The organism is Streptomyces yongxingensis (assembly GCF_055597465.1).
Map to the genome: position 1 here is coordinate 11,253,149 of NZ_CM145717.1, position 21,543 is coordinate 11,274,691.

General features: G+C 69.3%; 21 protein-coding genes and 2 pseudogenes. 15 read left to right on the plus strand and 8 right to left on the minus strand.

Annotated features, from left to right (window positions below; translation table 11 throughout):
• Positions 1–20: 20 nt before the first annotated feature.
• From ACZ6TD_RS47890 to ACZ6TD_RS47960, 15 genes and pseudogenes are all read left to right on the plus strand, one after another.
• Positions 21–572: a site-specific integrase gene (locus tag ACZ6TD_RS47890; protein WP_471348528.1), complete on the plus strand. Its 552-nt coding sequence runs from the start codon at positions 21–23 to the stop codon at positions 570–572.
• On the plus strand, positions 569–1,600 hold the full coding sequence (locus ACZ6TD_RS47895) for a hypothetical protein (RefSeq protein ID WP_471348530.1): 1,032 nt from the start codon (positions 569–571) through the stop codon (positions 1,598–1,600). The genes ACZ6TD_RS47890 and ACZ6TD_RS47895 overlap by 4 nt, the downstream gene beginning before the upstream one ends.
• Positions 1,560–2,834, plus strand: coding sequence for a tyrosine-type recombinase/integrase (locus ACZ6TD_RS47900; RefSeq protein WP_471358704.1), 1,275 nt, complete (start codon positions 1,560–1,562; stop codon positions 2,832–2,834). The genes ACZ6TD_RS47895 and ACZ6TD_RS47900 overlap by 41 nt, the downstream gene beginning before the upstream one ends.
• A 183-nt stretch (positions 2,835–3,017) precedes the next feature.
• The gene (locus ACZ6TD_RS47905; RefSeq protein ID WP_471348532.1) at positions 3,018–3,536 is read left to right on the plus strand and encodes a hypothetical protein; all 519 of its coding nucleotides are present in this window, start codon (positions 3,018–3,020) and stop codon (positions 3,534–3,536) included.
• Between the two features lie 591 nt (positions 3,537–4,127).
• The gene (locus tag ACZ6TD_RS47910) at positions 4,128–5,309 is read left to right on the plus strand and encodes an ROK family protein (RefSeq protein ID WP_471358706.1); all 1,182 of its coding nucleotides are present in this window, start codon (positions 4,128–4,130) and stop codon (positions 5,307–5,309) included.
• Positions 5,310–5,672: 363 nt separating this feature from the next.
• Complete coding sequence (locus tag ACZ6TD_RS47915; RefSeq protein ID WP_471348534.1) at positions 5,673–7,196, plus strand: sugar ABC transporter ATP-binding protein; 1,524 nt, start codon at positions 5,673–5,675, stop codon at positions 7,194–7,196.
• Positions 7,193–8,224: an ABC transporter permease gene (locus ACZ6TD_RS47920; protein WP_471348536.1), complete on the plus strand. Its 1,032-nt coding sequence runs from the start codon at positions 7,193–7,195 to the stop codon at positions 8,222–8,224. The genes ACZ6TD_RS47915 and ACZ6TD_RS47920 overlap by 4 nt, the downstream gene beginning before the upstream one ends.
• 99 nt (positions 8,225–8,323) lie before the next feature.
• Positions 8,324–9,373 carry a substrate-binding domain-containing protein gene (locus tag ACZ6TD_RS47925; RefSeq protein WP_471348538.1) on the plus strand — a complete coding sequence of 350 codons (1,050 nt, stop codon included), beginning with the start codon at positions 8,324–8,326 and terminating at the stop codon, positions 9,371–9,373.
• Between the two features lie 69 nt (positions 9,374–9,442).
• On the plus strand, positions 9,443–10,657 hold the full coding sequence (locus tag ACZ6TD_RS47930) for a Gfo/Idh/MocA family protein (RefSeq protein WP_471348541.1): 1,215 nt from the start codon (positions 9,443–9,445) through the stop codon (positions 10,655–10,657).
• A 32-nt stretch (positions 10,658–10,689) separates the two neighbouring features.
• On the plus strand, positions 10,690–11,697 hold the full coding sequence (locus ACZ6TD_RS47935) for a sugar phosphate isomerase/epimerase family protein (protein ID WP_471348543.1): 1,008 nt from the start codon (positions 10,690–10,692) through the stop codon (positions 11,695–11,697).
• Between the two features lie 408 nt (positions 11,698–12,105).
• Positions 12,106–12,316: pseudogene (locus ACZ6TD_RS47940) on the plus strand (inositol-3-phosphate synthase); the annotation flags it as partial.
• Positions 12,313–12,523: pseudogene (locus ACZ6TD_RS47945) on the plus strand (alkaline phosphatase family protein); the annotation flags it as partial. The pseudogenes ACZ6TD_RS47940 and ACZ6TD_RS47945, both read left to right, overlap by 4 nt.
• 53 nt (positions 12,524–12,576) lie before the next feature.
• Positions 12,577–13,740 carry a sugar phosphate isomerase/epimerase family protein gene (locus ACZ6TD_RS47950; protein ID WP_471348545.1) on the plus strand — a complete coding sequence of 388 codons (1,164 nt, stop codon included), beginning with the start codon at positions 12,577–12,579 and terminating at the stop codon, positions 13,738–13,740.
• A gap of 169 nt (positions 13,741–13,909) precedes the next feature.
• Positions 13,910–15,928, plus strand: a complete 2,019-nt coding sequence (locus ACZ6TD_RS47955; protein WP_471348548.1) for a PQQ-dependent sugar dehydrogenase — start codon at positions 13,910–13,912, stop codon at positions 15,926–15,928.
• A gap of 31 nt (positions 15,929–15,959) precedes the next feature.
• Positions 15,960–16,163, plus strand: a complete 204-nt coding sequence (locus tag ACZ6TD_RS47960) for an SDR family oxidoreductase (protein ID WP_471358709.1) — start codon at positions 15,960–15,962, stop codon at positions 16,161–16,163.
• Between the two features lie 94 nt (positions 16,164–16,257).
• Here ACZ6TD_RS47960 and ACZ6TD_RS47965 read toward each other — a convergent pair whose 3' ends face one another.
• The 8 genes from ACZ6TD_RS47965 to ACZ6TD_RS48000 all read right to left on the minus strand — a co-directional run bounded on the left by ACZ6TD_RS47965 (position 16,258) and on the right by ACZ6TD_RS48000 (position 21,316).
• Entirely contained in the window at positions 16,258–18,093 is a 1,836-nt protein-coding gene (locus tag ACZ6TD_RS47965) for a hydroxysqualene dehydroxylase (RefSeq protein WP_471348550.1), read from the minus strand.
• The gene (locus ACZ6TD_RS47970; RefSeq protein ID WP_471358712.1) at positions 18,084–18,365 is read right to left on the minus strand and encodes a 2Fe-2S iron-sulfur cluster-binding protein; all 282 of its coding nucleotides are present in this window, start codon (positions 18,363–18,365) and stop codon (positions 18,084–18,086) included. The genes ACZ6TD_RS47965 and ACZ6TD_RS47970 overlap by 10 nt, the downstream gene beginning before the upstream one ends.
• A 57-nt stretch (positions 18,366–18,422) precedes the next feature.
• The gene (locus ACZ6TD_RS47975) at positions 18,423–18,842 is read right to left on the minus strand and encodes a ferredoxin reductase domain-containing protein (RefSeq protein WP_471348552.1); all 420 of its coding nucleotides are present in this window, start codon (positions 18,840–18,842) and stop codon (positions 18,423–18,425) included.
• Between the two features lie 49 nt (positions 18,843–18,891).
• Positions 18,892–19,626, minus strand: coding sequence for a molybdopterin dinucleotide binding domain-containing protein (locus ACZ6TD_RS47980; protein ID WP_471348554.1), 735 nt, complete (start codon positions 19,624–19,626; stop codon positions 18,892–18,894).
• A gap of 150 nt (positions 19,627–19,776) precedes the next feature.
• Positions 19,777–20,004, minus strand: coding sequence for a hypothetical protein (locus tag ACZ6TD_RS47985; protein WP_471348555.1), 228 nt, complete (start codon positions 20,002–20,004; stop codon positions 19,777–19,779).
• 243 nt (positions 20,005–20,247) lie between these two features.
• Positions 20,248–20,544, minus strand: a complete 297-nt coding sequence (locus ACZ6TD_RS47990) for a hypothetical protein (RefSeq protein WP_471348557.1) — start codon at positions 20,542–20,544, stop codon at positions 20,248–20,250.
• Positions 20,541–20,912, minus strand: coding sequence for a hypothetical protein (locus ACZ6TD_RS47995; protein WP_471348559.1), 372 nt, complete (start codon positions 20,910–20,912; stop codon positions 20,541–20,543). Before ACZ6TD_RS47995 ends, ACZ6TD_RS47990 begins: the two co-directional genes overlap by 4 nt.
• Positions 20,909–21,316: a hypothetical protein gene (locus ACZ6TD_RS48000; protein ID WP_471348561.1), complete on the minus strand. Its 408-nt coding sequence runs from the start codon at positions 21,314–21,316 to the stop codon at positions 20,909–20,911. Before ACZ6TD_RS48000 ends, ACZ6TD_RS47995 begins: the two co-directional genes overlap by 4 nt.
• Positions 21,317–21,543: the final 227 nt, after the last annotated feature.

Sequence of the window (21,543 nt, forward strand, 5' to 3'; positions counted from 1 at the left end):
AGCCAGTACGCAACCGCGTGATGCTCGCCCTGGCCTACGACGCCGCCCTGCGCCGTGAGGAACTGTGCTCGCTGCGGACCGACGACGTCGATCCGGCCCACCGCACGCTGCGGATACGGGCGGAAACGACGAAGAACCGGCTGGAGCGGGTGGTGCCCTACTCGGCGCCAACGGGGGTGCTGCTGTCGGACTACCTCGCCCACCGCGCCCGGATCAGCCGGGCCCGCGGGCCGCTGTTCCTGTCGGAATCGCGCCGCAATCACGCCCAGCCGCTGAGTCTGTGGGCCTGGTCGAAGGTGGTCCGCAAGCTCGCCCTGGCCTCCGGTGTCGAGCGGTTCTCCACGCATACCACCCGGCACCTATGTCTGACCGATCTGGCCCGCATGGGCTGGGAGTTGCACGCGATCGCGTCCTTTGCCGGACACCGTCACACCGACTCCACCCTGCGGTACATCCACCTCTCCGGCCGGGACCTGGCCGACAAACTGGCCCGCGGCATGGACCACATTCATGCCTGGCGAATACAGATGCTCACCGCCCCGGCCAGTGCGACGGCTGAGGTGTCGCTGTGAGGGCATCGTCGCTGGTCATCGTCACCGAGGAGACCGATGGTCGCTGGTCCTGGCCGATCGTCCCGGACCGCTACGACATGGCCGTCGCGGTCCGATCTGCTGAGACACAAGCCGTCCTCGGACTCGGTGTCCGCAATCTGCGCCGGCTTCAGTACCACGACCCGGCTGCACCGGGCTGGCGCGTGATCACACGGCTGTTGGATCCGCTGGAGGCGGTCAACGCCGCACTCGACTCGCCGCCCACTCCGCACCGCCGGCGGGCCATGCTCGATGTGATCGCTCTTCTGCTGACACGCAGCACGCAGACCGGCCGGACCTACTGGGGCTGGACCATGCAGGATTGGACCCGTCTACTCGGCCGCACCCAGGCCGAATACCGGCAGCACGCACCCGCCCGGGCCGGGGACGAAGTCCGCCCCTACCTCGCGGCACACGCCTACCTGGTCGGCTCCTTCGACGAGTTCCACCAGCTCGGCAGCTTCCAACGCCTCACGCTGTCCTGGCGGATCTTCGGACGCGAGCGCGTCACCAGCGAGATCGCCCGCATCCGCATGGTCCTTGGCGCCTGGGGCTATCAGCTGGGCCAGGCGGACGACACTCTGCTGCCGTCGGTCGCCTGCCAGCTGTTCCTGCTCAACCACAGCCCACACCTGGAAGACATGGACACCGCGCTCTTCGAGCGGGTAGGCCGCGAACAGCTGCTGGAGGGCTCCCAGCTCAACACCCTGCACGCTCTGCAGCGGGCGGTCGCCGCGCTCGGCTTCTGTGATCCACCACTGCAGAGCACCGGCCGCCACTCGGCACGGGCCACAACAGTGGGCCGACCGCTGGCACGACACCTCCACCTTGACCCCGCGCGTCCGCGGCAGCGTCCGCTCCACGCTCCTGCGAGTCGGCCGGTGGATCGCCGCCGAACAGCCCGACGCCGCCGACCCCACCGACTGGACCCGCCAGACCTGCGCTACCCGGATCGCCGCACTGGACCGGATGAAAGTCGGCGTCTACGTCCAGCGCACGGCCGGCCTTAAGGACCGGCTCGGCAAGCCGCTGGAGGCGCCCACCAAGGCCGGACAGATCACCGCGCTGCGGACGTTCTTTCGGGACTGCCAGGAATGGGAGTGGCTGCCCCGCCGCCGCGCTCTGGCGATCCCTCGCAGCATCACCACCCTCCTCGGCCCCGACCCACGGGTGATCGCCGACGAGATCTGGGCGAAGCTGTTGTGGGCCGGTCTCAGCCTCGATCCCGCGGATCTTCCGCAAACCCGGTCCGGGCACTTCTACCCCTTCGAACTGGTCCGCGCGGTCACGCTGACCTGGCTGTTCTCCGGCCAACGCAGCAACGAGATCGCCCGGTTGAGACTCGGCTGCGTCCGCTGGCAGCACGACGGAGCACCCATCGCCGGCGACTCACAGCATGTACTGGCCCGCGACGCGGTCTGCCTCCTCGACGTCCCGACCCACAAGACCGGCACCGCCTTCACCAAACCGGTCGACCCGATCCTCGGCCAGGCCATCGACGCCTGGCAGGCCGTCCGCCCGGACCAGCCGAAGTTCACCGACCGCCGCACCGGCGAGCACGTCGATCTGCTGTTCGCCGTCCGCGCCCGCCGCGTCTCCACCAGCTACATCAACAACACGATCATCCCGATGCTCTGCCGCAAGGCCGGCGTCCCGGACGCCGACGTCCGCGGGAACATCACCAGCCACCGAGCCAGGTCCACCATCGCCAGCCAGCTCTACAACGCCAAGGAACCGATGACGCTGTTCGAGCTGCAAGCTTGGCTCGGACACCGGTCTCCGCAATCCACCCAGTACTACGCGAAGATCACCCCGAACACTCTGTCCAAGGCGTATTCCGAGGCGGGCTATTTCGAGCGGAACGTCCGCACCATCGAGGTCCTGGTCGACCGGGACGCGGTCACCTCCGGCGCCGCCGCGACCGGCGATCCCTGGCAGCACTACGACCTCGCACACGGCTACTGCACCTACACCTTCTTCGAGAAGTGCCAGCACCGCATGGCCTGCGCACGCTCCGACTTCTACATCCCCAAGGACTCCACGAGAGCCCAACTCCTCGAAGCTAAGGGCAACTTGCAGAAGATGGCCGTCTCGATCCCACTCACCGAAGACGAGCAAGCAGCCGTCGCTGACGGCCAGAGCGCGCTCGACCGCCTCCTCGACACACTCGCCGACACCCTCACCCCGGCCGGACCAACACCCCGACAGCTCGACGTCCGCCAGGGCAAAGCACAGCAAGCTTGACAATTCTGATTCCACAGAATCACCCGGTTCACGTGCCCTTCGACAACTCCCGGACTCCACGGCAGGGTGAGGCCGGCGGCGTCGCGACGGACGCCACGCTGGAGACGCGGCGGTCGGACCGAGGGCGTCGCAGCACGAGCGGATGGCTGTGTCTGTGGCAGGGCCTCGAAGTGGCGTCGACGGGTGGCCCTGCGCGACGCGGAGGCGGACGCGACGGCGTTCGTCCCGATCGGCACGGCCGAGAGCCCTCTCGCCGTCCGGCTGGGCCCGCAGGACGACTCCGGGGTACGCCTCACCTTGCAGCGCCCGCCGACGCCCGCGGAGTCCTGGGAGTCGCCCATGATGGTCGCGGCTCAGGAAGCGGTGCGTCGCACGGAGTACCACCTCAGCGTTCGCTGTGGCCCCCGCCGCGTGGACCGCGACCTGATGTGGGAGCTGGCCCGGCTCATCATGGATGCGGGTGTACGCAACGGCGAGCTGCGGTTCACGACGCCTGGCCAGGTGGTCGTCCCGCTCACTGGTGTCCCGGGCCCGGCCCGCGACCGGCTCGCGCGGATCATCGAGGAGTGGTGGATGGGTGCCCGCCACGTCGGCACTCTCACCCTCACCGCCGCGACGGGCAGCGTCCTCCTCGACCACGACTCCGCCGATGCCCCCGCCCCCCGCGCGCTTGCGGAGCTGGTGCACGCCGATGAGGACTGACTCCCGGAGGTGCTGCGCGCCGACGAGGGACGAGAGGGACCGACCCGCGGCGATGGTTCGGCCGTCGGTGGCCAGGTCCATCAGCCGGCGTTGCCTGGCAGGCCCGCCCCGCACCGCCGGGAACTGTCCGTTCGTGTGCTCGACTCCGAACGCGCCACCGCGCAAACTTCGGCCGACTCCCGCACCCCTCGACTGATCCTGGCGCTCATTCGACGCTCCGGGTGGCCGGTGGCCGTTCTGGGCGACTCTGAAACTGCTCTGACCTGCGGTTATGTCGACTTCCGCTTCGCGTGACGCCTTCCCGGTGACCTCGCATGTGGAGTGCGCAGCGACAAGCGGGCACACCAGGGCGTTTCAGGGGTGATGACGGCCGTGCTCGGCCCGGCGGCCGTACTGGAGCAGCGCTTTCGGAGGGTAACCGTCCAGACTTTGTCCTGTGTGTGGAAAAAGAAGCGCCGATTCAGGCGTAAGTACTTCCCACTCTGGAAAATCGTTGTTACGTTCCTTCCCGACAGCCTGACGGCGCAGTCGGCGGAAACAGGCGTCTGGGCCCCAGCCGTGGGTGAGGGAAGAGGAGGGATCATGAGACGGATGACTGCTCGACCTGAGAACGCGCATCAGGCGCTGCTGCTTCGTCTCCTGCGTGACAACGGGTCCAACTCTCGTGCCCAGATGGGTGATCTGGTGGACCTGTCCCGTTCGAAGCTGGCAGTCGAAGTGGACCGGCTGCTGGAGACGGGGCTGGTTGTCGCGGACGGGCTGGCCCCGTCCCGGGGCGGCCGGCGGTCGCACAACATCCGTCTCGCGCCGACACTGCGTTTTCTCGGTGTCGATATCGGTGCCACATCGATCGATGTCGCCGTGACGAACGCGGAGTTGGAGGTCCTGGGGCATCTGAATCAACCGATGGATGTCCGAGAGGGGCCGGTGGCGGTCTTCGAGCAGGTGCTGTCGGTGGCTGCCAAGCTGAAGGCATCCGGTGTCGCGGAGGGCTTCGACGGCGCCGGCATCGGCGTCCCGGGACCAGTCCGCTTCCCCGAGGGTGTACCGGTCGCGCCGCCGATCATGCCGGGCTGGGACGGCTTTCCCATACGGGAGGTACTCAGCCAGGAACTCGGCTGCCCGGCCATGGTCGACAACGACGTGAACCTGATGGCGATGGGGGAGCAGCACGCGGGCGTCGCACGCTCCGTGGGTGACTTCCTGTGCGTCAAGATCGGCACCGGCATCGGCTGCGGCATCGTCGTCGGCGGTGAGGTCTACCGGGGGACGACCGGCAGTGCCGGCGACATCGGTCATATTCAGGTGGAACCGGGAGGTCGCGCGTGTGCGTGCGGCAACCGAGGCTGTCTGGAAGCCCACTTCAGCGGTGCCGCGCTGGCCGATGACGCGGAGCAGGCCGCGCGTGAGGGCCGGTCGGTACAGCTCGCTGCCCGGCTCGAGACGGCCGGGCGTCTGACGGCCGAGGACGTGTCGGCTGCCGCGGCGGCAGGGGACGCGGTGGCTCTGGAGCTGATCCGGGAGGGCGGGAAGCGTCTGGGGCAGGTCATCGCCGGTCTTGTCAGTTTCTTCAATCCGGGGCTGGTGGTGATCGGCGGAGGTGTGACCGGGCTCGGGCACACGTTGCTGGCCAGTGTCCGGACCCAGGTGTACCGGCAGTCGTTGCCGCTGGCCACGGGCAATCTGCCGATCGTGTTGGGCGAGTTGGGGCCGGCCGCCGGAGCCATCGGCGCGGCCCGGCTCATCAGCGACCACGTCTTCTCACCGGCCTGACCGCTGCCCGCACCCGTCGGCAACGGGCCACCAGTGGCGCCACTACAACCCCGTGGCGCCACTGGAACCGAGCGTCACCGCCACCCCATTGGCGATCACGCGGACCCTCGCGCCTCGGCAACCCCACGGCGTCCTCGCAACACCCGTAGAGCTACCGCGACACCCACATCACCGCCGTAACCCCCGCATGAAGCGTCGGCGGCCGCCACCACTGCATGGTTGCCGGCCATCAGGCATGCCCTGCCACCTCAGTCCCTACGCCCCAGCGCACACGACGCCAGGGGCATTCCAGAGCCGCTCGCGTACCTGAACAACCCTGCCCAGACCTGCCCGCTCACGGCCCGCATGCCGAGGGGAATCCTCATGGCACCACAACCACCCCTGCTCACCATGTCCGGTATCACGAAGTCCTTCCCGGGCGTTCGCGCCCTTGACGGCGTGGATCTCGAGGTCCAGGCCGGCGAGGTCCATTGCCTGCTCGGCCAGAACGGGGCCGGCAAGTCCACTTTGATCAAAGTGCTCGCCGGAGCTCACCAGCCGGACAGCGGTGAGATCACCTGGCGCGATGAGCACGTGACCCTGGGGTCACCGATCGCCGCCATGCGTCTCGGCATCGCCACCATCTACCAGGAACTCGACCTGATCGAGGGGCTGTCCGTCGCGGAGAACGTCTTCCTCGGGCACGAACCCACCTCCGCCGGGTTCGTCGTGCGCGCCTCTGCCGCCCGCACGGCGACCGCGGAGTTGCTGAAACGTCTGGGGCACCCGGAGATCGATCCGACGACGCTCGTCGGCGACCTGTCCGCGGCGCAGCAGCAGATCGTCTCGATGGCCCGCGCGCTGTCCCACGAGGTTCGGTTGATCGTGATGGACGAGCCGTCGGCAGCGCTCGACCCGGAAGAGGTGGACAACCTTTTCAGGATCGTGGGCGATCTGACGGCGGACGGTGTCTCCGTCATCTACATCTCCCACCGTCTTGAGGAGATCCGGCGCATCGGCGACCGGGTCACGGTCCTGAAGGAGGGCCGGTCGGTCGCGGACGGGCTGCCTGCCGAGTCGACGCCGACCGATGAGATCGTGGCCCTGATGACCGGGCGGAACGTGGAGTACGTCTTCCCCGAGCGCCCCAAGGCCGGGTTCGCCGCAGAGAGAGAGCCAGTGCTGAAGGTCGAAGGACTGACCCGGCGAGGGGAGTTCGCGCCCGTCGATCTGGAACTGCGGCCCGGTGAGATCGTCGGTCTGGCCGGGCTCGTAGGGTCCGGGCGCAGCGAGATCCTGGAGACGATCTACGGGGCCCGTAAGCCCGACGGCGGCCGTGTCCTCGTCGACCGCACACCCCTGCGCCCCGGAAGTGTCCGCGCCGCCGTCCGCGCCGGCGTCGGCCTCGCGCCCGAGGAACGCAAGGCGCAGGGTCTGCTGATGCGGGAGTCCGTCAGCAGCAACGTCTCGATCTCCACCCTGTCCCGGTTCGCCCGCGCGGGCTGGCTCGACCGGCGTAACGAACGAGCTGCGGCGCACCGGGCGGTTCGGGAACTGTCCCTCCGGCCGGACAATCCCGATGCCGCGATCAGGACCCTGTCCGGTGGCAACCAGCAGAAGGCGGTGCTCGCACGGTGGCTGTTGCGGGGCTGCAAGGTGCTGTTGCTGGACGAGCCGACCAGGGGTGTCGACATCGGCGCCCGGGCGGAGCTTTACGCGGTGATTCGCCGGCTGGCCGACGAGGGCCTGGCCGTACTTCTCGTGTCCAGTGAGGTGCCCGAAGTGCTGGGTCTCGCCGACCGGGTGCTGGTGCTCCGTGAAGGCAGCGTCGTGCACACGGCGGACGCCCGGGAGCTCGACGAGCACCGTGTACTTGATCTTGTGATGGAAGGGAGCCTGACGCCATGACGCAGCCGGCCACTGCGGCGCAGAAGCAAGCGCCGACGTCCGCCGCCGAGTCCGCGGGGGAACAGGAGAGTTCGCGCCGACCCGGACTGCGGTGGGACGTGCGCATTCTGTCCTTGCTCGGAGTCCTCGCCGTCCTCGTCGCGGTCGGTGGGATCACCGCACCGGACCAGTTCCTGGCGACGAGCAATCTGCAGCTCGTCCTCACCCAGGCGTCCGTGATCGGCGTCGTCACCGTCGGTATGACGTTCGTCATCACCAGCGGAGGGATCGACCTGTCGGTCGGCGCGATGGTGGCGCTCGCCTCGGTGTGGGCGACGACCGTGGCCACGCAGGAGTTCGGCTTTGCGGGCATCCTCTTCACCGCGGTGATCGTCGGTGTGGGCTGTGGTCTCGTCAACGGTCTGCTGATCGCCTACGGCAGGATGGTGCCGTTCATCGCGACGCTGGCCATGCTCGCCTCCGCTCGTGGCCTGGCGTTGCAGATCACGGACGGCAGTACCCAGGTCGTGACCGTCGGGTCGGTGCTCGATCTCGGTGCCAGGGACGCCTACATCCTCGGCATCCCGCCCCTTGTTCTGATCTTCGCCGCTGTCACCGTCATTGGCTGGCTGCTGCTCAACCGCACCACCTTCGGTCGGCGCACCGTCGCGGTCGGCGGCAACGCGGAAGCGGCACGCCTCGCCGGCATCGACGTCCGGCGCCAGCGCCTGTACCTGTACCTGCTGTCCGGACTGTGCTGCGGTATCGCCGCGTTCATGCTGATCGTCCTCTCCGGCTCCGGTCAGAACACCAACGGCAACCTCTACGAGCTGGACGCCATCGCCGCCGCGATCATCGGCGGCACCCTGCTCAGCGGCGGTCGCGGCACCATCATCGGCTCCGTCCTCGGTGTCCTGGTCTTCACCACGATCACCAACATCTTCGCCCTGAACAACCTCGAGACCGCTGTCCAGCAGATCGCGAAGGGCGCCATCATCGTCGCCGCCGTCCTGGTCCAGCGCCGCTCGATGCGCGGGGGCGACGCCTGACACCGTGCATCGCCGCCGGATGGCGGCCCCTGACACCGCCGTCCGGCCCCCCACGTCCTCCACCCGACGCACACCGCCCAGTCGAAGGATCCACCCGCCATGGCACGAACCCCCGCCACCAGCCGCAGATCACTCCTGTTCGGCACCGCAGCCGTTTCCGCCGGTGTGCTGCTGACGGCCTGCACCAGCAATGAGCCCACGAACCAGGGAAAGGCCGCGGACAACGCCGCCCCGGTCGCGGACGACAAGCCGGGCAAGCCTGTCACCATCGGCTTCGCCGGCCCCCAGGCCGACCACGGCTGGCTCAACGCCATCAACGACAACGCCAAGTCGCGAGCGAAGAAATACTCCGACGTCACGCTGGAGATCACCGAGGGGTCCAACGACACCGCCCAGCAGATCGGCCAGATCCAGACGCTGATCAACAAGAAGGTCGACGTCCTGGTGGTCCTGCCGGCCGACGGCAAGGCGCTCACCCAGGTCGGCCTGCAGGCCATGAGGGCGGGTATCCCCGTCGTCAACCTGGACCGTGTGTTCGCCTCCCCGCAGGCGTACCGCTGCTGGATCGGCGGCGACAACTACGGCATGGGACTCAACGCCGGCCACTACATCGGCGAACAGCTCAAGGGCAAGAAGAACGCCAAGGTCGTGGAACTCGCCGGCGTCGACAACCTCGAGCTGACCCAGCAGCGCACCAAGGGCTTCAACGACGCTTTGAAGAACTACCCGAACATCAAGAAGGTGGCCCGGCAGGCGGCCGACTTCACGGTCGAGTCCGGCCAGGCCAAGATGGCGCAACTGCTGCAGGCCCAGTCGAGCTTCGACGCGCTGTGGAACCACGACGACGATCAGGGCGTAGGCGCGCTGCGCGCCATCGACCAGGCCGGTCGCGACGACTTCCTGATGGTCGGCGGCGCGGGAGCCAAGTCCGCGATGGACGCCATCAAGGCCGGCAACAGCGTGCTCAAGGCGACCGTCCTGTATCCGCCGACGATGGCCGCTTCCGCCATCGATCTCGCCCGTGCGCTGGGCCAGGGCAAGGGCGTCGGCGGCCTCGCCGAGTTCGAGATCCCGACCTCGCTGACCCTTTACTCGGCCGTGGTCACCAAGGACAACGTCGACCAGTACCTGCCGACCGGCTTCATCTGACCGGTCCGTGCCGTGCGCCCCGCGAACACGGCGATGAGTCAGTTGACACTCCGACGAGGAGGAATCCGTATGGAACAGAGGGACAGTCGGACCGCACCGCCGGCACTCGGCGTGGGCATGGTCGGTTACGCGTTCATGGGCGCCGCGCACTCACAAGGGTGGCGCACCGTAGGTCACGTGTTCGATCTGCCGCTGCGGCCGGTCCTGGCCGCGATCGCCGGACGCGACGCGCACGCCGTGCGGGCTGCGGCCGACAAGCATGGCTGGGCCGCGGCGGAGACCGACTGGCGCGCCCTCATAGCCCGCGACGATGTGCAACTCGTCGACATCTGCACCCCGGGCGACAGCCATGCGGAGATCGCGATCGCGGCGCTGGAGGCGGGTAAGCACGTACTGTGTGAGAAGCCGCTGGCCAATTCGGTCGCCGAGGCGGAGGCCATGGTCACGGCCGCCGAAGCGGCCCGCTCGCGCGGCCAGTTGGCCATGGTGGGTTTCAACTATCGGCGCGTGCCCGCCCTCACCTACGCCCGCCGGCTCATCGCCGACAGCAGGCTCGGCACGTTGCGCCACGTACGCGTCAGCTATCTCCAGGACTGGCTGGTCGACCCCGACTTCCCGCTGACGTGGCGGCTGCAGCGGGAGCACGCGGGGTCGGGGGCGCTCGGCGACCTCGGCGCGCACATCGTCGACCTCGCCCAGTACCTGACGGGTGAGGTGCTGGTCGGGGTCTCCGCCCAGATGGAGACCTTCGTCAAGGAACGCCCCCGCCTCGACGGTGCCTCCTCCGGCCTGACCGCCTCCGGCGGCACCCGGCGTGGGCCGGTCACGGTCGACGACGCGGCCCTCTTCACCGGCCGGCTCGCGTCGGGGGCGCTCGCCACGTTCGAGGCGACGCGGATGGCGTCGGGGCGTAAGAACGCCCTGAGGCTGGAGGTGAACGGCGAGTTCGGTTCGATCGCCTTCGACCTGGAGCGGCTCAACGAGCTGTCCTTCCACGACCATCGGGAGCCCGCCGCCACGGCGGGGTTCCGCAGGATCGTCGTCACCGAGGCCGAGCACCCGTACCTGGAGGGCTGGTGGCCGCCGGGTCACGCGCTCGGCTACGAGCACACCTTCGCCCACCAGGCCCGCGACCTGGTCGAGGCCATCGCGTCCGGCACCGACCCGATGCCGTCGTTCGCCGACGGTCTGCAGGTGCAGCGGGTGCTCGCCGCGGTGGAGGAGAGCGCGCAGAAGAACTCCGTCTACACCCCTGTCCAGGCCGTCGAGGCCGAAGTCCGGTAGAGATCCGGCAAGGAACCCCGCTCGGAGGCACCATGCCACGCCCGTTCACCCTGTTCACCGGTCAGTGGGCCGATCTGCCGTTGGAGGAGGTCTGCCGACTGGCCGCCGACTTCGGCTACGACGGCCTCGAACTCGCCTGCTGGGGCGACCATTTCGAGATCGACAAAGCCCTGACCGATCCGTCCTACCTGGCCGGTCGGCACGCTCTGCTGGAGAAGTACGGCCTGAAGTGCTGGGCGATCTCCAACCACCTCGTCGGCCAGGCCGTCTGTGACCATCCCATCGACGAACGGCACCAGGGCATCCTGCCCGCCCGGATCTGGGGCGACGGGGAGCCAGAGGGCGTACGCCGACGGGCCGCGGCCGAGATCGGGAACACGGCGCGGGCCGCGGCCGCCTTCGGCGTCGACACGGTCGTCGGTTTCACCGGATCGTCGATCTGGCATCTGGTGGCGATGTTCCCGCCGGTACCGGAGCGGATGATCGAGCGCGGTTACGAGGACTTCGCGGAGCGCTGGAATCCGATCCTGGACGTGTTCGACGCCGAGGGCGTCCGCTTCGCCCACGAAGTCCATCCGAGCGAGATCGCCTACGACTACTGGACCACCAAACGCGCCTTGGAGGCGGTGGACAACCGCCCGGCCTTCGGGCTCAACTTCGACCCCAGCCACTTCGTCTGGCAGGACCTGGACCCGGTCGGCTTCCTCTACGACTTCCGGGACCGGATCTACCACGTCGACTGCAAGGAGGCCCGCAAGCGTCTGGACGGGCGCAACGGGCGGCTCGGCTCCCATCTGCCCTGGGGTGACCCGCGGCGGGGTTGGGACTTCGTCTCCGCCGGGCACGGCGACGTCCCTTGGGAGGACGTGTTCCGGATGCTGCGCTCGATCCGCTACGACGGGCCGATCTCCGTCGAGTGGGAGGACGTCGGCATGGACCGCCTCGTCGGTGCGCCGCAGGCACTCGCCCATCTGAAGCGATTCGACTTCGACCCGCCTTCGGCATCCTTCGACGCCGCCTTCGGAGGCAGCGACAACTAGACGCTCCGCCGGGCTGGTCCGGGCTGCCCGGACACGGCTTTGTCCTGACTCGGGAAGAAGTTTGCCGTCTTCGTCGCGCAAGGGGTTCCGGTCAAGGACGAACAAGGCTACGGTCCCTTCTGCACAGGGACCACACAGTGGTTCGAGACTGACGGCGCGTTCAGGTCGCGCGGCGCGCCGCTCGTTTGACCGGCCTACGGAGGCCGGCCCGATACCGCGCAGGGCCGAGAACTCTCAGGTACCCCGCATTTCTCACCGGCGGCCCGTTGCCGCCCACTCACACGCCGTCACCGCGCCAACCACGGAGCAGCCCTCCTCGGTCGCGGCCGAAGCCGCCCCAATGCCGGCGGTGGGCGGGAGGCCCCCGAGCCCCCACCCACCGTCCTCCAACCACATCGGAACATCGACATGGCAGGGAGGCAGCCCGTGAGCAACGACGGGAACGCATCGGAGCCCCGCATCGGCGGGCGGACCGCACGCACCGGTGTCTGGTTCGTCGCAGCCCGCGGATCGGTTGCCGCCACCGCCGTCGCCGGGATGCGCGGCGATCACCGCCGGACTGCAGCCGCCGACCGGCATGGTCACCGAGACTCCGCCGTACGACGGCACAGGCCTGCCGCCCCCGTGGCCCGCAAGAAGCTCGGCATGTGCTACCGGCTCGCCGTCTTATCCCTTGACGCCTCATCCCTACGCGGCAGCCACGGCCGCCTCCCCACGAGCGACGAAGAAGGTCCGCTCGTCCTGGTCTCCACCCCCCGCAGTATCCGGCCGCGTAGCGGCCACCGAGGTGAAGTCCCTGCTCCTGCGGCTCGCCGGACTCTCCTGAGGCGGTAGCCGTCGGGCACCCGCAGTACTGCGACAACGAAAGAGAGAACCACTGTGACCGCGTTCAACGACGAAGCCGTCACCGGCGACGCCCTGCGCCGCGCACTCGGCGTCAGCCGCCGCCGTTTCCTCAGCACCTGCACGGCGGCCGCCGCCGCGGCGGTGGCCGCCCCCGTCTTCGGCGCCGCGCCCGCTCTGGCGCAGGACGGAGCGGAAGCCGCCGGCCATGACGGTGGGCGTTCCGCTCTGGTCCCGCCGCACAAGCGCGGCATCATCCTCTACACCGTGCGTGACGCGATCGGCCGTGACCCGTTGGCCTCCGATCTGCCCTCCGGTTTCCGTGAGGTGTTCAAGCAGCTGTCGCGCTACGGCTACCGCCAGGTGGAGTTCGCCGGCTACGGTCAGCACGCCAACGCGCCGGGCGGCGCCGATCTGGGTACCGTCCAGGGCGCGAAGCTGCTGCGCTCCTGGCTCGACGAGTACGGCCTGCGGGCGCAGGGCAGCCACGGCTTCATCCCCTCGTCCTGGCCGCTGACCCCGTCCGACCTGGACACCTTCAAGCGCTTCCTGGAGATCGCCAACATCCTTGGCATGGAGCACATGGGGACCGGCGGTGACCCCACCAACACCCCCTACCGGGCCGACTGGGACGTCGCCGCGCAGAAGTGGAACACCCTGGGCGCCATCGCCCGCCGTGAAGGCATCAAGCTCTACACCCACAACCACGACAGTGCCTACGACTTCCTGTTCGACGGCGGCCCGCTCGACGCCCAGGGCCGGCCGACCCGCAGCTCCGGTATCCGGAAGCTGGAGTACTTCCTGAAGGCGACGGACCGCAAGAGCGTCTATCTGGAGCTGGACGTCTTCTGGGCGCACGTGGCCCAGTACAAGTTCCACACGTACACCGCCCACGACGGCTCGCAGCGTGAGAGTGTCTTCGATCCGGCCGGACTCGTGGTCCGCAACACCAATCGCTTCCCGCTCTTCCACGCGAAGGACGGCGTGGTCAATCCGCAGAGCGGCCTGGGCTACGACATGGTGCCCTTCGGCACAGGCGACATCGACTACCGGACGTTCTTCACCCGGGTGGGTGCGAAGAACTACCACAACCCGATGGTCGAGCAGGACACCGCACCGAGCGCGAGCGTTCCCGGTCAGTCCCTGGAGTATGCCCGGGTCGGCTACAACAACCTCGCGGCCCTGCGCGCCCGTAGCTGACGCGGCGCCATACGCCGTGCCCGCCCATCCGCCTGGCTATCACCCTCTGGCCGAACCAAAGGAGTTCTGAGTGCGCAACAGACGGATCGTCACATTCGTTGCGGCTGCGTTGGCCGGAGCCGTCGGGCTCCTGCCCCTCTCCGTAGCCCAAGCCGCCCCATCAGACCCCATGCCGCCGGCTTCGTCGGACTTCCAGAAGGTCACCCTCAACGACCGCCCAGGCGAGCCCATGGCCCTGGCGGTCCTGCCCGACCGGCGGGTGCTGCACACGGCGCGTACGGGAGAGGTCCGCATCCACGACCCCAAGAGCGGCGTGAACTTCCTCGCCGCCGACATGAAGAAGAGCCCCGCCGGGCTCTACCAGCACGACGAAGAAGGCGTGCAGGGCATCGCCGTCGACCCCGGATTCGCCAAGAACCACTGGGTCTACCTCTACTACTCGCCCCGCCTCGACACCCCCATGGACGACCCGGCCACCCCGGGCGTCAACGAAGGGGACGCACCGCAGTCCGGCACGGCTGAGGACTTCGCCAAGTACAAGGGCGTCACACGGCTGTCGCGGTTCAAGCTCGTGGGCGACAAGCTCGACTACGCCACCGAGCAGAAGATCATCGATGTGCCGGCCGACCGCGGCCTCTGCTGCCACGTCGGCGGCAAGATCGACTTCGACCACAAGGGCAACCTGTTCCTGTCGACCGGCGACGACACCAATCCGTTCTCCTCCGACGGCTACGCCCCGCTCGACGACCGACCCGACCGCAACCCGGCCTACGACGCGCGGCGCACCGCGGGCAGCACCAACGACCTGCGCGGCAAGGTCCTGCGCATCAAGGCCAAGCGCGACGGCGGCTACGCGATACCGGACGGCAACCTCTTCGCGCCGGGCACCCCGAAGACCCGTCCGGAGATCTACGCCATGGGTCTGCGCAACCCGTTCCGCTTCGGGGTGGACGACAAGACGGGCGAGGTCTACGTCGGCGACTACTCACCCGACGCCAAAACCGCCAGTCCCGACCGCGGCCCCGCCGGCCAGGGGCGCTGGATGGTCATCGACCGCCCCGCCAACTACGGCTGGCCGTTCTGCGTGACTCAGGACAAGCCGTACCAGGACTACGACTTCGCGACCAAGACCTCCAGCGGCGCGTTCAACTGCGCCAAGCCGGTCAACGACTCGCGCCACAACACCGGCCGGAGCGTGCTGCCCCCGGTCACGGACGCGGAGATCGTATACGGCTACGACGCCTCCCCGACGTTCCCCGAGCTCGGCACGGGCGGCATCGGCCCCATGGGCGGCCCGGCGTACCGCTACGACCAGCGGAACAAGGCCCAGAACCGCTGGCCCCAGTACTTCGACGGCAAGCCGCTCTTCTACGAGTGGACCCGCGACCAGATGAAGGCCATCACCCTCGGCAAGAAGAACGAGGTCCAGAAGATCGAGGACGCGATGCCCTCGATCAAAACGGACGGCCCGATCGACGCCGAATTCGGCCCGGACGGCGCGCTGTACGTCCTCGAGTACGGCACCGGGTACTTCGCGGAACTGCCCGAGGCCCAGCTCTCCCGCATCGACTTCACTCGGGGCAACCGCACCCCGGAGCCCAAGGTCGCCGCGGACGTGGTCAACGGCACCAGCCCGCTGACGGTCCAGCTCTCCAGCGCCGGCACGAAGGACGCCGACGGTGACGCCCTCCGCTACGCGTGGGACTTCGACGCCGACGGCACCGTGGACTCCAGGGAGGCGAACCCGAAGCACACGTTCACCAAGAACGGCGTCTACGACGCCACGCTGAAGGTCACCGACAGCACCGGGCGCTCGGCCTCCGCGTCCGTTCCCGTCGTCGTCGGCAACAAGGCGCCGGTCGTCTCACTCACCACCGACCCGGCTCCGCACGGCGGCACGGCGTTCCACTGGGGCGACACGGTCACCTGGCAGGTCACCGTCACCGATGACCAGCCGGTGGACTGCTCGAAGGTCAGCGTCTCGTTCATCCTCGGCCACGACTCGCACGGCCACCCGCTGTCGACGAGCAACGGCTGCTCCGGATCGTTCAAGACGTTCGTGGACGGCGGTCACTCCGGTTCGGACAACCTCAAGGCGGTCTTCAACGCCACCTACACGGACACGCCCCCGGACGGCCTGCCGTCCCTCTCGGGCAGCGCCGAGGTCGCCCTGACCCCGGCCGACTGACCGGCACGCGGGGACACCGCGGCGGGGCGCCATCCGGGCTGCCCCGTTGCGGTGGCACTGCGACCCGATGCCGGGTGATCCGGAGGAGGTCGCCGAGGCGATCAACTGGCTGCTGTCGCCCGCCGCGTCCTACGTCAACGGGGCCGTCCTTACCGTCGACGGCGGGGTGACCACGGTCGGTGTCGGCGGTGCCGCCTTCGACTACCGGATCGAGGCGCGCACCCCGCGTCTGTAGCGGACTACCGGACAGGCCCGCTCCACAGGAGGCTGGGCCTGGACGGAGCCCCATTGGAAGCCGTGCTCGTCGCCGGGGATTTCGATGCCGGCGGCTACGCCAGGTCGAAGGTGTTGGGCAGCCCCAGCCGATAGCGCACTTCGTCGATCCGCTTCAGGGGCTCCATCTCCGGCGGCCGGAACAACTCCCAGATGTGACACCGCTCGGCGCCCGAATTGTCCGCGTCCAGGAGTGCGTTGACGGCACGTCGCGCGGACTCGTTGGCGCCCTCCATGGTCGCCAGGTCCACATCCGTACGGACGTAGTCACCCGCGAGGAAGAAGTTCGGCACCGCTGTCCTCGCCGACGGGCGGTTGTGGAGGGTGCCGGTGGGGTGGATGAGGAGCTGTTCGCGGTTCTGCGGATCGGGGCCGCCGAGGCCCGTCACCGCCGGGTCCATGAACCAGCCGAGCCGGTCATCGTCCCTGAGCGCCGTCTTGCCGGAGTCGTTCAGCCCGTCCTTCAGCTGGGCCCACAGTTCGGTGACGATCTCGTCCTTGGTGCACTCACGGGCCGTCTTGCCGTACAGGATGCCGGGCTTGTCCCACTCGGAGATGATCGCGGACAGGCACTCGTGGGCCCGCCCGTCCCCGTAGTCGCGTGAGAAGTCCCGTACGTCCCAGAACTGTGTCTGGCCGATTCCGGTGACCGCCCACGGGGAGTCGAGACAGTTGATGTGGCCGTGCACGACGGGGGTGGGCGTGCGCAGGTAGAACATCACGCCGGTCATCCAGTCCGTCTTCAGCGCGTCGCACCGCCCGAGCTGCGGGTCGGCGGCCCGCAGGGCCGGGCCCCAGGTCACGCGCGCGTGCTCGACCGGGAGGGCGGAGATGTAATGGTCGGCGGTGATGGTGCGCTGCCGGCCGCCGTCGCGAGCCGCCACCCGTACGCCGGTCACCCGACCGCCGTCGTACACCACCTCCCGGACCTCGGTGCCGAGCACGAACTCGACGCTCAGGGAGCGCAGATGCCGCTCCCAGGGGTCGATCCACGCCTCGCTGGTCGGGGCGTTCAGCACCCGGTCGATGTCCGCGTCGCCGTCCATGCCGCGGCCGAGCAGGCCCCACAGGATGAGGGCCTCGATGATGACGCGGCCGACGGTGCGCGTGGAGGCGATCTCGGCGCGGGTGGCGACGAGGTTGCGGGTCTGACCGATGCCGAGAAGCACCTGGTACTCGCGGCTCATCTCGCCGGCCCGGATGAAGTCCCACCATGGGACCTTTTCCCACTGCCCCTCGCGGCGGGCGTCGCAACTGGTGAGGTGGACCAGGAGGCGGCCGGCGAAGTAGGCGGCCTCGTCGGCGGGCAGGTGAGTGGCGAGATCCAGCACCGACAGGATCTGGTCGCGGATCCAGGACGGGGTGAGGTCGCCGGGGGCGGGTGGGGTGGTGGCCCGGCGGAGCGGGAAGTGCAGATCCGGGCGGCCCGAGCCGCGCGCGAACAACTCCTCCGTACCACCGCGGAGGTTGCCGTGGACGCCGTTCGCGTTGCCCGGGAAGGGGATGCGGCGCATGGTGTCCGGCAGATTCCGGTAGAAGCCGGGGAAGAAACGGAAGCCGTGCTCGCCGGGAAGCGGCTTGCGGCCGCCCGTTCCGGTCCCGGGGACGTCCATTGAGCGGGCCTTGCCGCCGAGGGCGTCGTAGTACTCGTAGACCGTGACCTCGTAGCCGCGTTCGGCGAGTTCGTGGGCGGCACTGAGGCCGGAGACTCCACCGCCGAGGACCGCGACGCGTTTGCCGGAGGAGGCCGCGGCCGCGCTGCCGGCGGCCCCCAAGGCGCCGACCGTTCCCCCGCCGACGACTCCGGCGACGGCGCCCCCGGTCGCCGTCAGGAAGCGTCTGCGGCTGTGTCCGTTGTGCCCTTGGGACTGCTGCGCGTTGTTCATTGCCATGAACAACGGAGGGTAGGGAAGGGCGCCGGAGGCCGGAAGCCCCTATGTCCTGTCACCCACAGCATCCTCACAAACACAAGGAGACAGCGATGCCGGGCGGGCACGGGGGTCGACCTCCTGGCCGACTGCCCCTGGATATCAAGCACGACGTCCATGACCGGCATGGCCTGGCATGTCAGGGCTTGATGGCCGGGCAGGTCGTCGGCCGGAGCCACCAGGTGGGCGACCTGGCCGTTCAGGACGGTGACGGCGCAGCTCTCGCACTGGCCGATGCGGCATCCACTCGGTGCGTCAGACCTGCCTTGTCACCGAGTTCGAGCAGTGTGCCGTCAGCCCGGGTCCAGGTCACCTCGGGGACCGAGCCGCCGACGGCCCGCCAGTGTCTCGAGGTAGCCGAGGAAGGGGGTGATGCCGACCCCGGCCGCGAGCAGCACCACCGGTTGGTCGTGGTCGACCGGGATCGCGAACAGGCCGGACGGCGCGGTCACCCATACCCGGGCTCCGGCGGTGAAGCTGTGGTGCACGGTCGGGGAGAACGCGCCGCCGTCGACCCGTCGGACGGCAAGCCGATGCGTTTCGAGTCCATTGCTCCGTGCCGCGCCGGTCAGCGAGCACGTGCGGGTGGTGCCCGGGGCGCCGGCCTCGGCGAGGGTGATGTGCCGGCCGGGCCGGAACTCCGGCAGCGGACCTCCGTCGCCCGGACGGAGCAGCTCCCGGATGTCCTCGGTCACGTCGTCGGCCGACTCCACGACGAACTCGTGCGGCCCGGCCCATGTCGCGGTCGATATCCGACGGACGTCACAGGGTGTCGAGCGCATCGGTACCGAGCCGCTGATCGGATCGTGCGAGGTGCCGTCGATGAGCGGGTTGTAGTTCTGTCCGCCGCCTGCCAGCGGCGCCGATCCGGGTAGTGCGAGGTCGGGAGCGCTCTGCCACCACCCGTACTCGGCGACCACCGTGTCGGAGTGCAGGCCGGGGTCGACCCGGGCACCGCACGACGGCGTTGCGCGTCGTGATCTCCACCAGGTCACCCTCGGCGATGCCCCGGTCTGCGGCAGCCTGCTCGCAGATGTCGACGAGGGGTTCGGGGAAGCGCTTGCGCAGTGACGACAGCCCGCGGTGCTGGCTGTGGCGGAAGTAGCCGTTCTTGGCGCAGCTCAAGGTGAGTGACAAGTCGGGGTCGGTGGCTGGTCCGGCGGATGTGGGCACCGGGGAGTAGCCGTGGTCTCGCAGCCGCTGTGAGTACAGCTCCACCCGCTCGGTCGGTGTCGCGAATGTGGTGACCTGCCCGTCGGGCGCGGTCTCGGCGTACTTCCGGTACGGTGTCGGCAGCGGCACGTCCACGCCGCCGGGGGCCGCGCGGAGCTCGTCCACGGTCAGGCCGAGGGGCTCGAGCTGATGGTTCCACGCCGTCTGGATGTCACCGCCGAAGAACTCGTCTCCAAGACCCAGCCGGTCGGCGAGGCCGAAGACGATGCCGAGGTCGGAGCGGGACTCGCCGAGCGGGTCGAGCATGCGGGGGCGCAGCTGCACGCGCTGCTGGGCACGGTGCGAGACCTTCGAAGCCCGCTCGCAGACCTTCTCGCTCCCAGGGAGTATTGGCGGGCAGGAGGATGTCGGCGAACCGCGCGTGGGATTCTCGAACAGATCGATGTGCGCGCCGAATTCGGGCCGCCGCAGGGCCTAAGCCGTGCGCACCGGATCGGGCCGGGAGAGCAGCAGGTTCCCGTCGAAGGAGACCAGGGCCCGCACCCGGTACGGATCCCCGTCGATGATCGACCTGCACAGGGCCCGTGCGGTGACCCAGCCGGATGCCCGGGGGCCCAGAGGGTGCTCGCCGAGACCCAACGCCTTCGCCGCCTGCTCGGGTGTCGGCGGCAGGGCCACCCTGGCGAGCGATTGCTGCGGCAAGACGACGTGCCCACCGGGCGCGTCGTAGCAGCCGGTGAGCGCGTACAGGGCGGCGATGGCGTGTTCGGTCTGTGTCGCGTCGGCGTGCTGGCCGACTCCGGTCCAGGTCGCGGTAGCTGACCGAGCGTGCGGTGGCCAAGTCGTCCGCGAACGCGATGAGTGTGCCGGGGTCCCCCCATTGCCGCCGACCTCGCCCCTGACGGTTGGCACGGCGACGGCCGGCAGTTCGGGGCGCGAAAGGGGCTACAGGTCGGCGAATGGCGGGCAGATGTATGTGACGGCGACGAGTTGCAGGCGGGGGAGTGGCAGGACCAGCATGAACCCGTCGTCCAGGACCGGTAGGCGCCGCACACCGCCTGCGGCTCCCGGCCTCGGGCCTTCTCCGATGGCCGTGACGTCGATGCCCATCTCGGCCAGGTCCACGAGTTGCCCGGCGAGCCGCTCCACCTCCCCGACCACGCGTTCGGACAGCCCCTTCGCTACGTGCTCGTAGTCGGGCTCGTACTCCCAGCGCCACCCCTGTCGGGCGTCTTCGGTCACCCGGCGGTCCGCCCGTCGATCCCGGCCTCGGCCGCTGCCTCCGCGTGGATGGCCGCCACCTCGGCGGCGATGGCACGTCCCTCGGCCAGACTCTCCACCTGCCCTGCTCGGGCCTCCAGCTCGCTCAGTCGCGCCGCCCGCGCCGGAACGCGCTCGATCGCCACCGTGAGCGCCCACCGCCTCAGGAACCGGCGCATGGGGGCTGCGTCGACCTGGCTGCGGGCCGCCTCCACCGCTGCCGTCCGCTCGGCGTCGAATACGGCCACCTGGTTCGGCGCGATCTGCACCACAGCCGCGCGCAGGTCCTCCGCCGTGGTATTGGGCTGCGGAATGAGGGCTTCGTGCCCGTCCGCTGCTGCCTCGCTCATGCCGCCACGCTTCCAGCGCTCCCGGCGGGAGCCGCCGTGATCCGCAGCTCGACGCGCCCCTCGGCATACTCCCTCAGCAGCACCTCACACAGCAGCCCGAACCCGGGGTCGCCTCCCCGACGGGCCTGCTCTTGAATCTTCCACCTGGCCTCTGCTCTCTCGCACACGCTGTCATCGAGGTAGACACGGCACCCGCCCCGTTCCACCGTGCCGAACGTGCTGCCAGCCGGCACGGGCGCGCCGAGCGACCCTTCGGCGTACGCCGCCAGGAGTGCCTCGAGTACCCGCGAGCGGGCTCGGGCCAGGCCGTTGCCCTCGGCACGCTGCTTCACCCGCCGCTTCCACAGGTCCGTGTCCATCCAGACCAGGCGGCCGACGCGTGCCCTGCTGTCGGCGGCTCTCACGCTTCCTCCATCGGGGGCCGGTCACGATGTATCCAGTCAAGACTAGACTTTCAAAGTCTAGCAATCAACGCTGTGATCAGCTCCCGGGTGACGGACACCGAGCCGGGCGGTGCGAGCGGCGGCACTGGACCGCGCTGATTCGGTCGGCCTATCCGCCCGGGACGCGAGCCCACCGCCCCCATCCTCGTCGGCAGGCGCCAGGCATCGGCAGGTGCTGCTTGTGCCGC

Bases quoted from the DNA above. Each gene is read 5' to 3' on its own strand.
- ACZ6TD_RS47965 (WP_471348550.1), bottom strand. From the start codon at position 18,093: ATGGCAATGAACAACGCGCAGCAGTCCCAAGGGCACAACGGACACAGC.
- ACZ6TD_RS47925 (WP_471348538.1), top strand. From the start codon at position 8,324: ATGGCACGAACCCCCGCCACCAGCCGCAGATCACTCCTGTTCGGCACC.
- ACZ6TD_RS47995 (WP_471348559.1), bottom strand. From the start codon at position 20,912: ATGAGCGAGGCAGCAGCGGACGGGCACGAAGCCCTCATTCCGCAGCCC.
- ACZ6TD_RS47920 (WP_471348536.1), top strand. From the start codon at position 7,193: ATGACGCAGCCGGCCACTGCGGCGCAGAAGCAAGCGCCGACGTCCGCC.
- ACZ6TD_RS47890 (WP_471348528.1), top strand. From the start codon at position 21: ATGCTCGCCCTGGCCTACGACGCCGCCCTGCGCCGTGAGGAACTGTGC.
- ACZ6TD_RS47935 (WP_471348543.1), top strand. From the start codon at position 10,690: ATGCCACGCCCGTTCACCCTGTTCACCGGTCAGTGGGCCGATCTGCCG.
- ACZ6TD_RS47930 (WP_471348541.1), top strand. From the start codon at position 9,443: ATGGAACAGAGGGACAGTCGGACCGCACCGCCGGCACTCGGCGTGGGC.
- ACZ6TD_RS47955 (WP_471348548.1), top strand. From the start codon at position 13,910: ATGCCGCCGGCTTCGTCGGACTTCCAGAAGGTCACCCTCAACGACCGC.
- ACZ6TD_RS47900 (WP_471358704.1), top strand. From the start codon at position 1,560: ATGAAAGTCGGCGTCTACGTCCAGCGCACGGCCGGCCTTAAGGACCGG.
- ACZ6TD_RS47910 (WP_471358706.1), top strand. From the start codon at position 4,128: ATGACTGCTCGACCTGAGAACGCGCATCAGGCGCTGCTGCTTCGTCTC.
- ACZ6TD_RS47915 (WP_471348534.1), top strand. From the start codon at position 5,673: ATGGCACCACAACCACCCCTGCTCACCATGTCCGGTATCACGAAGTCC.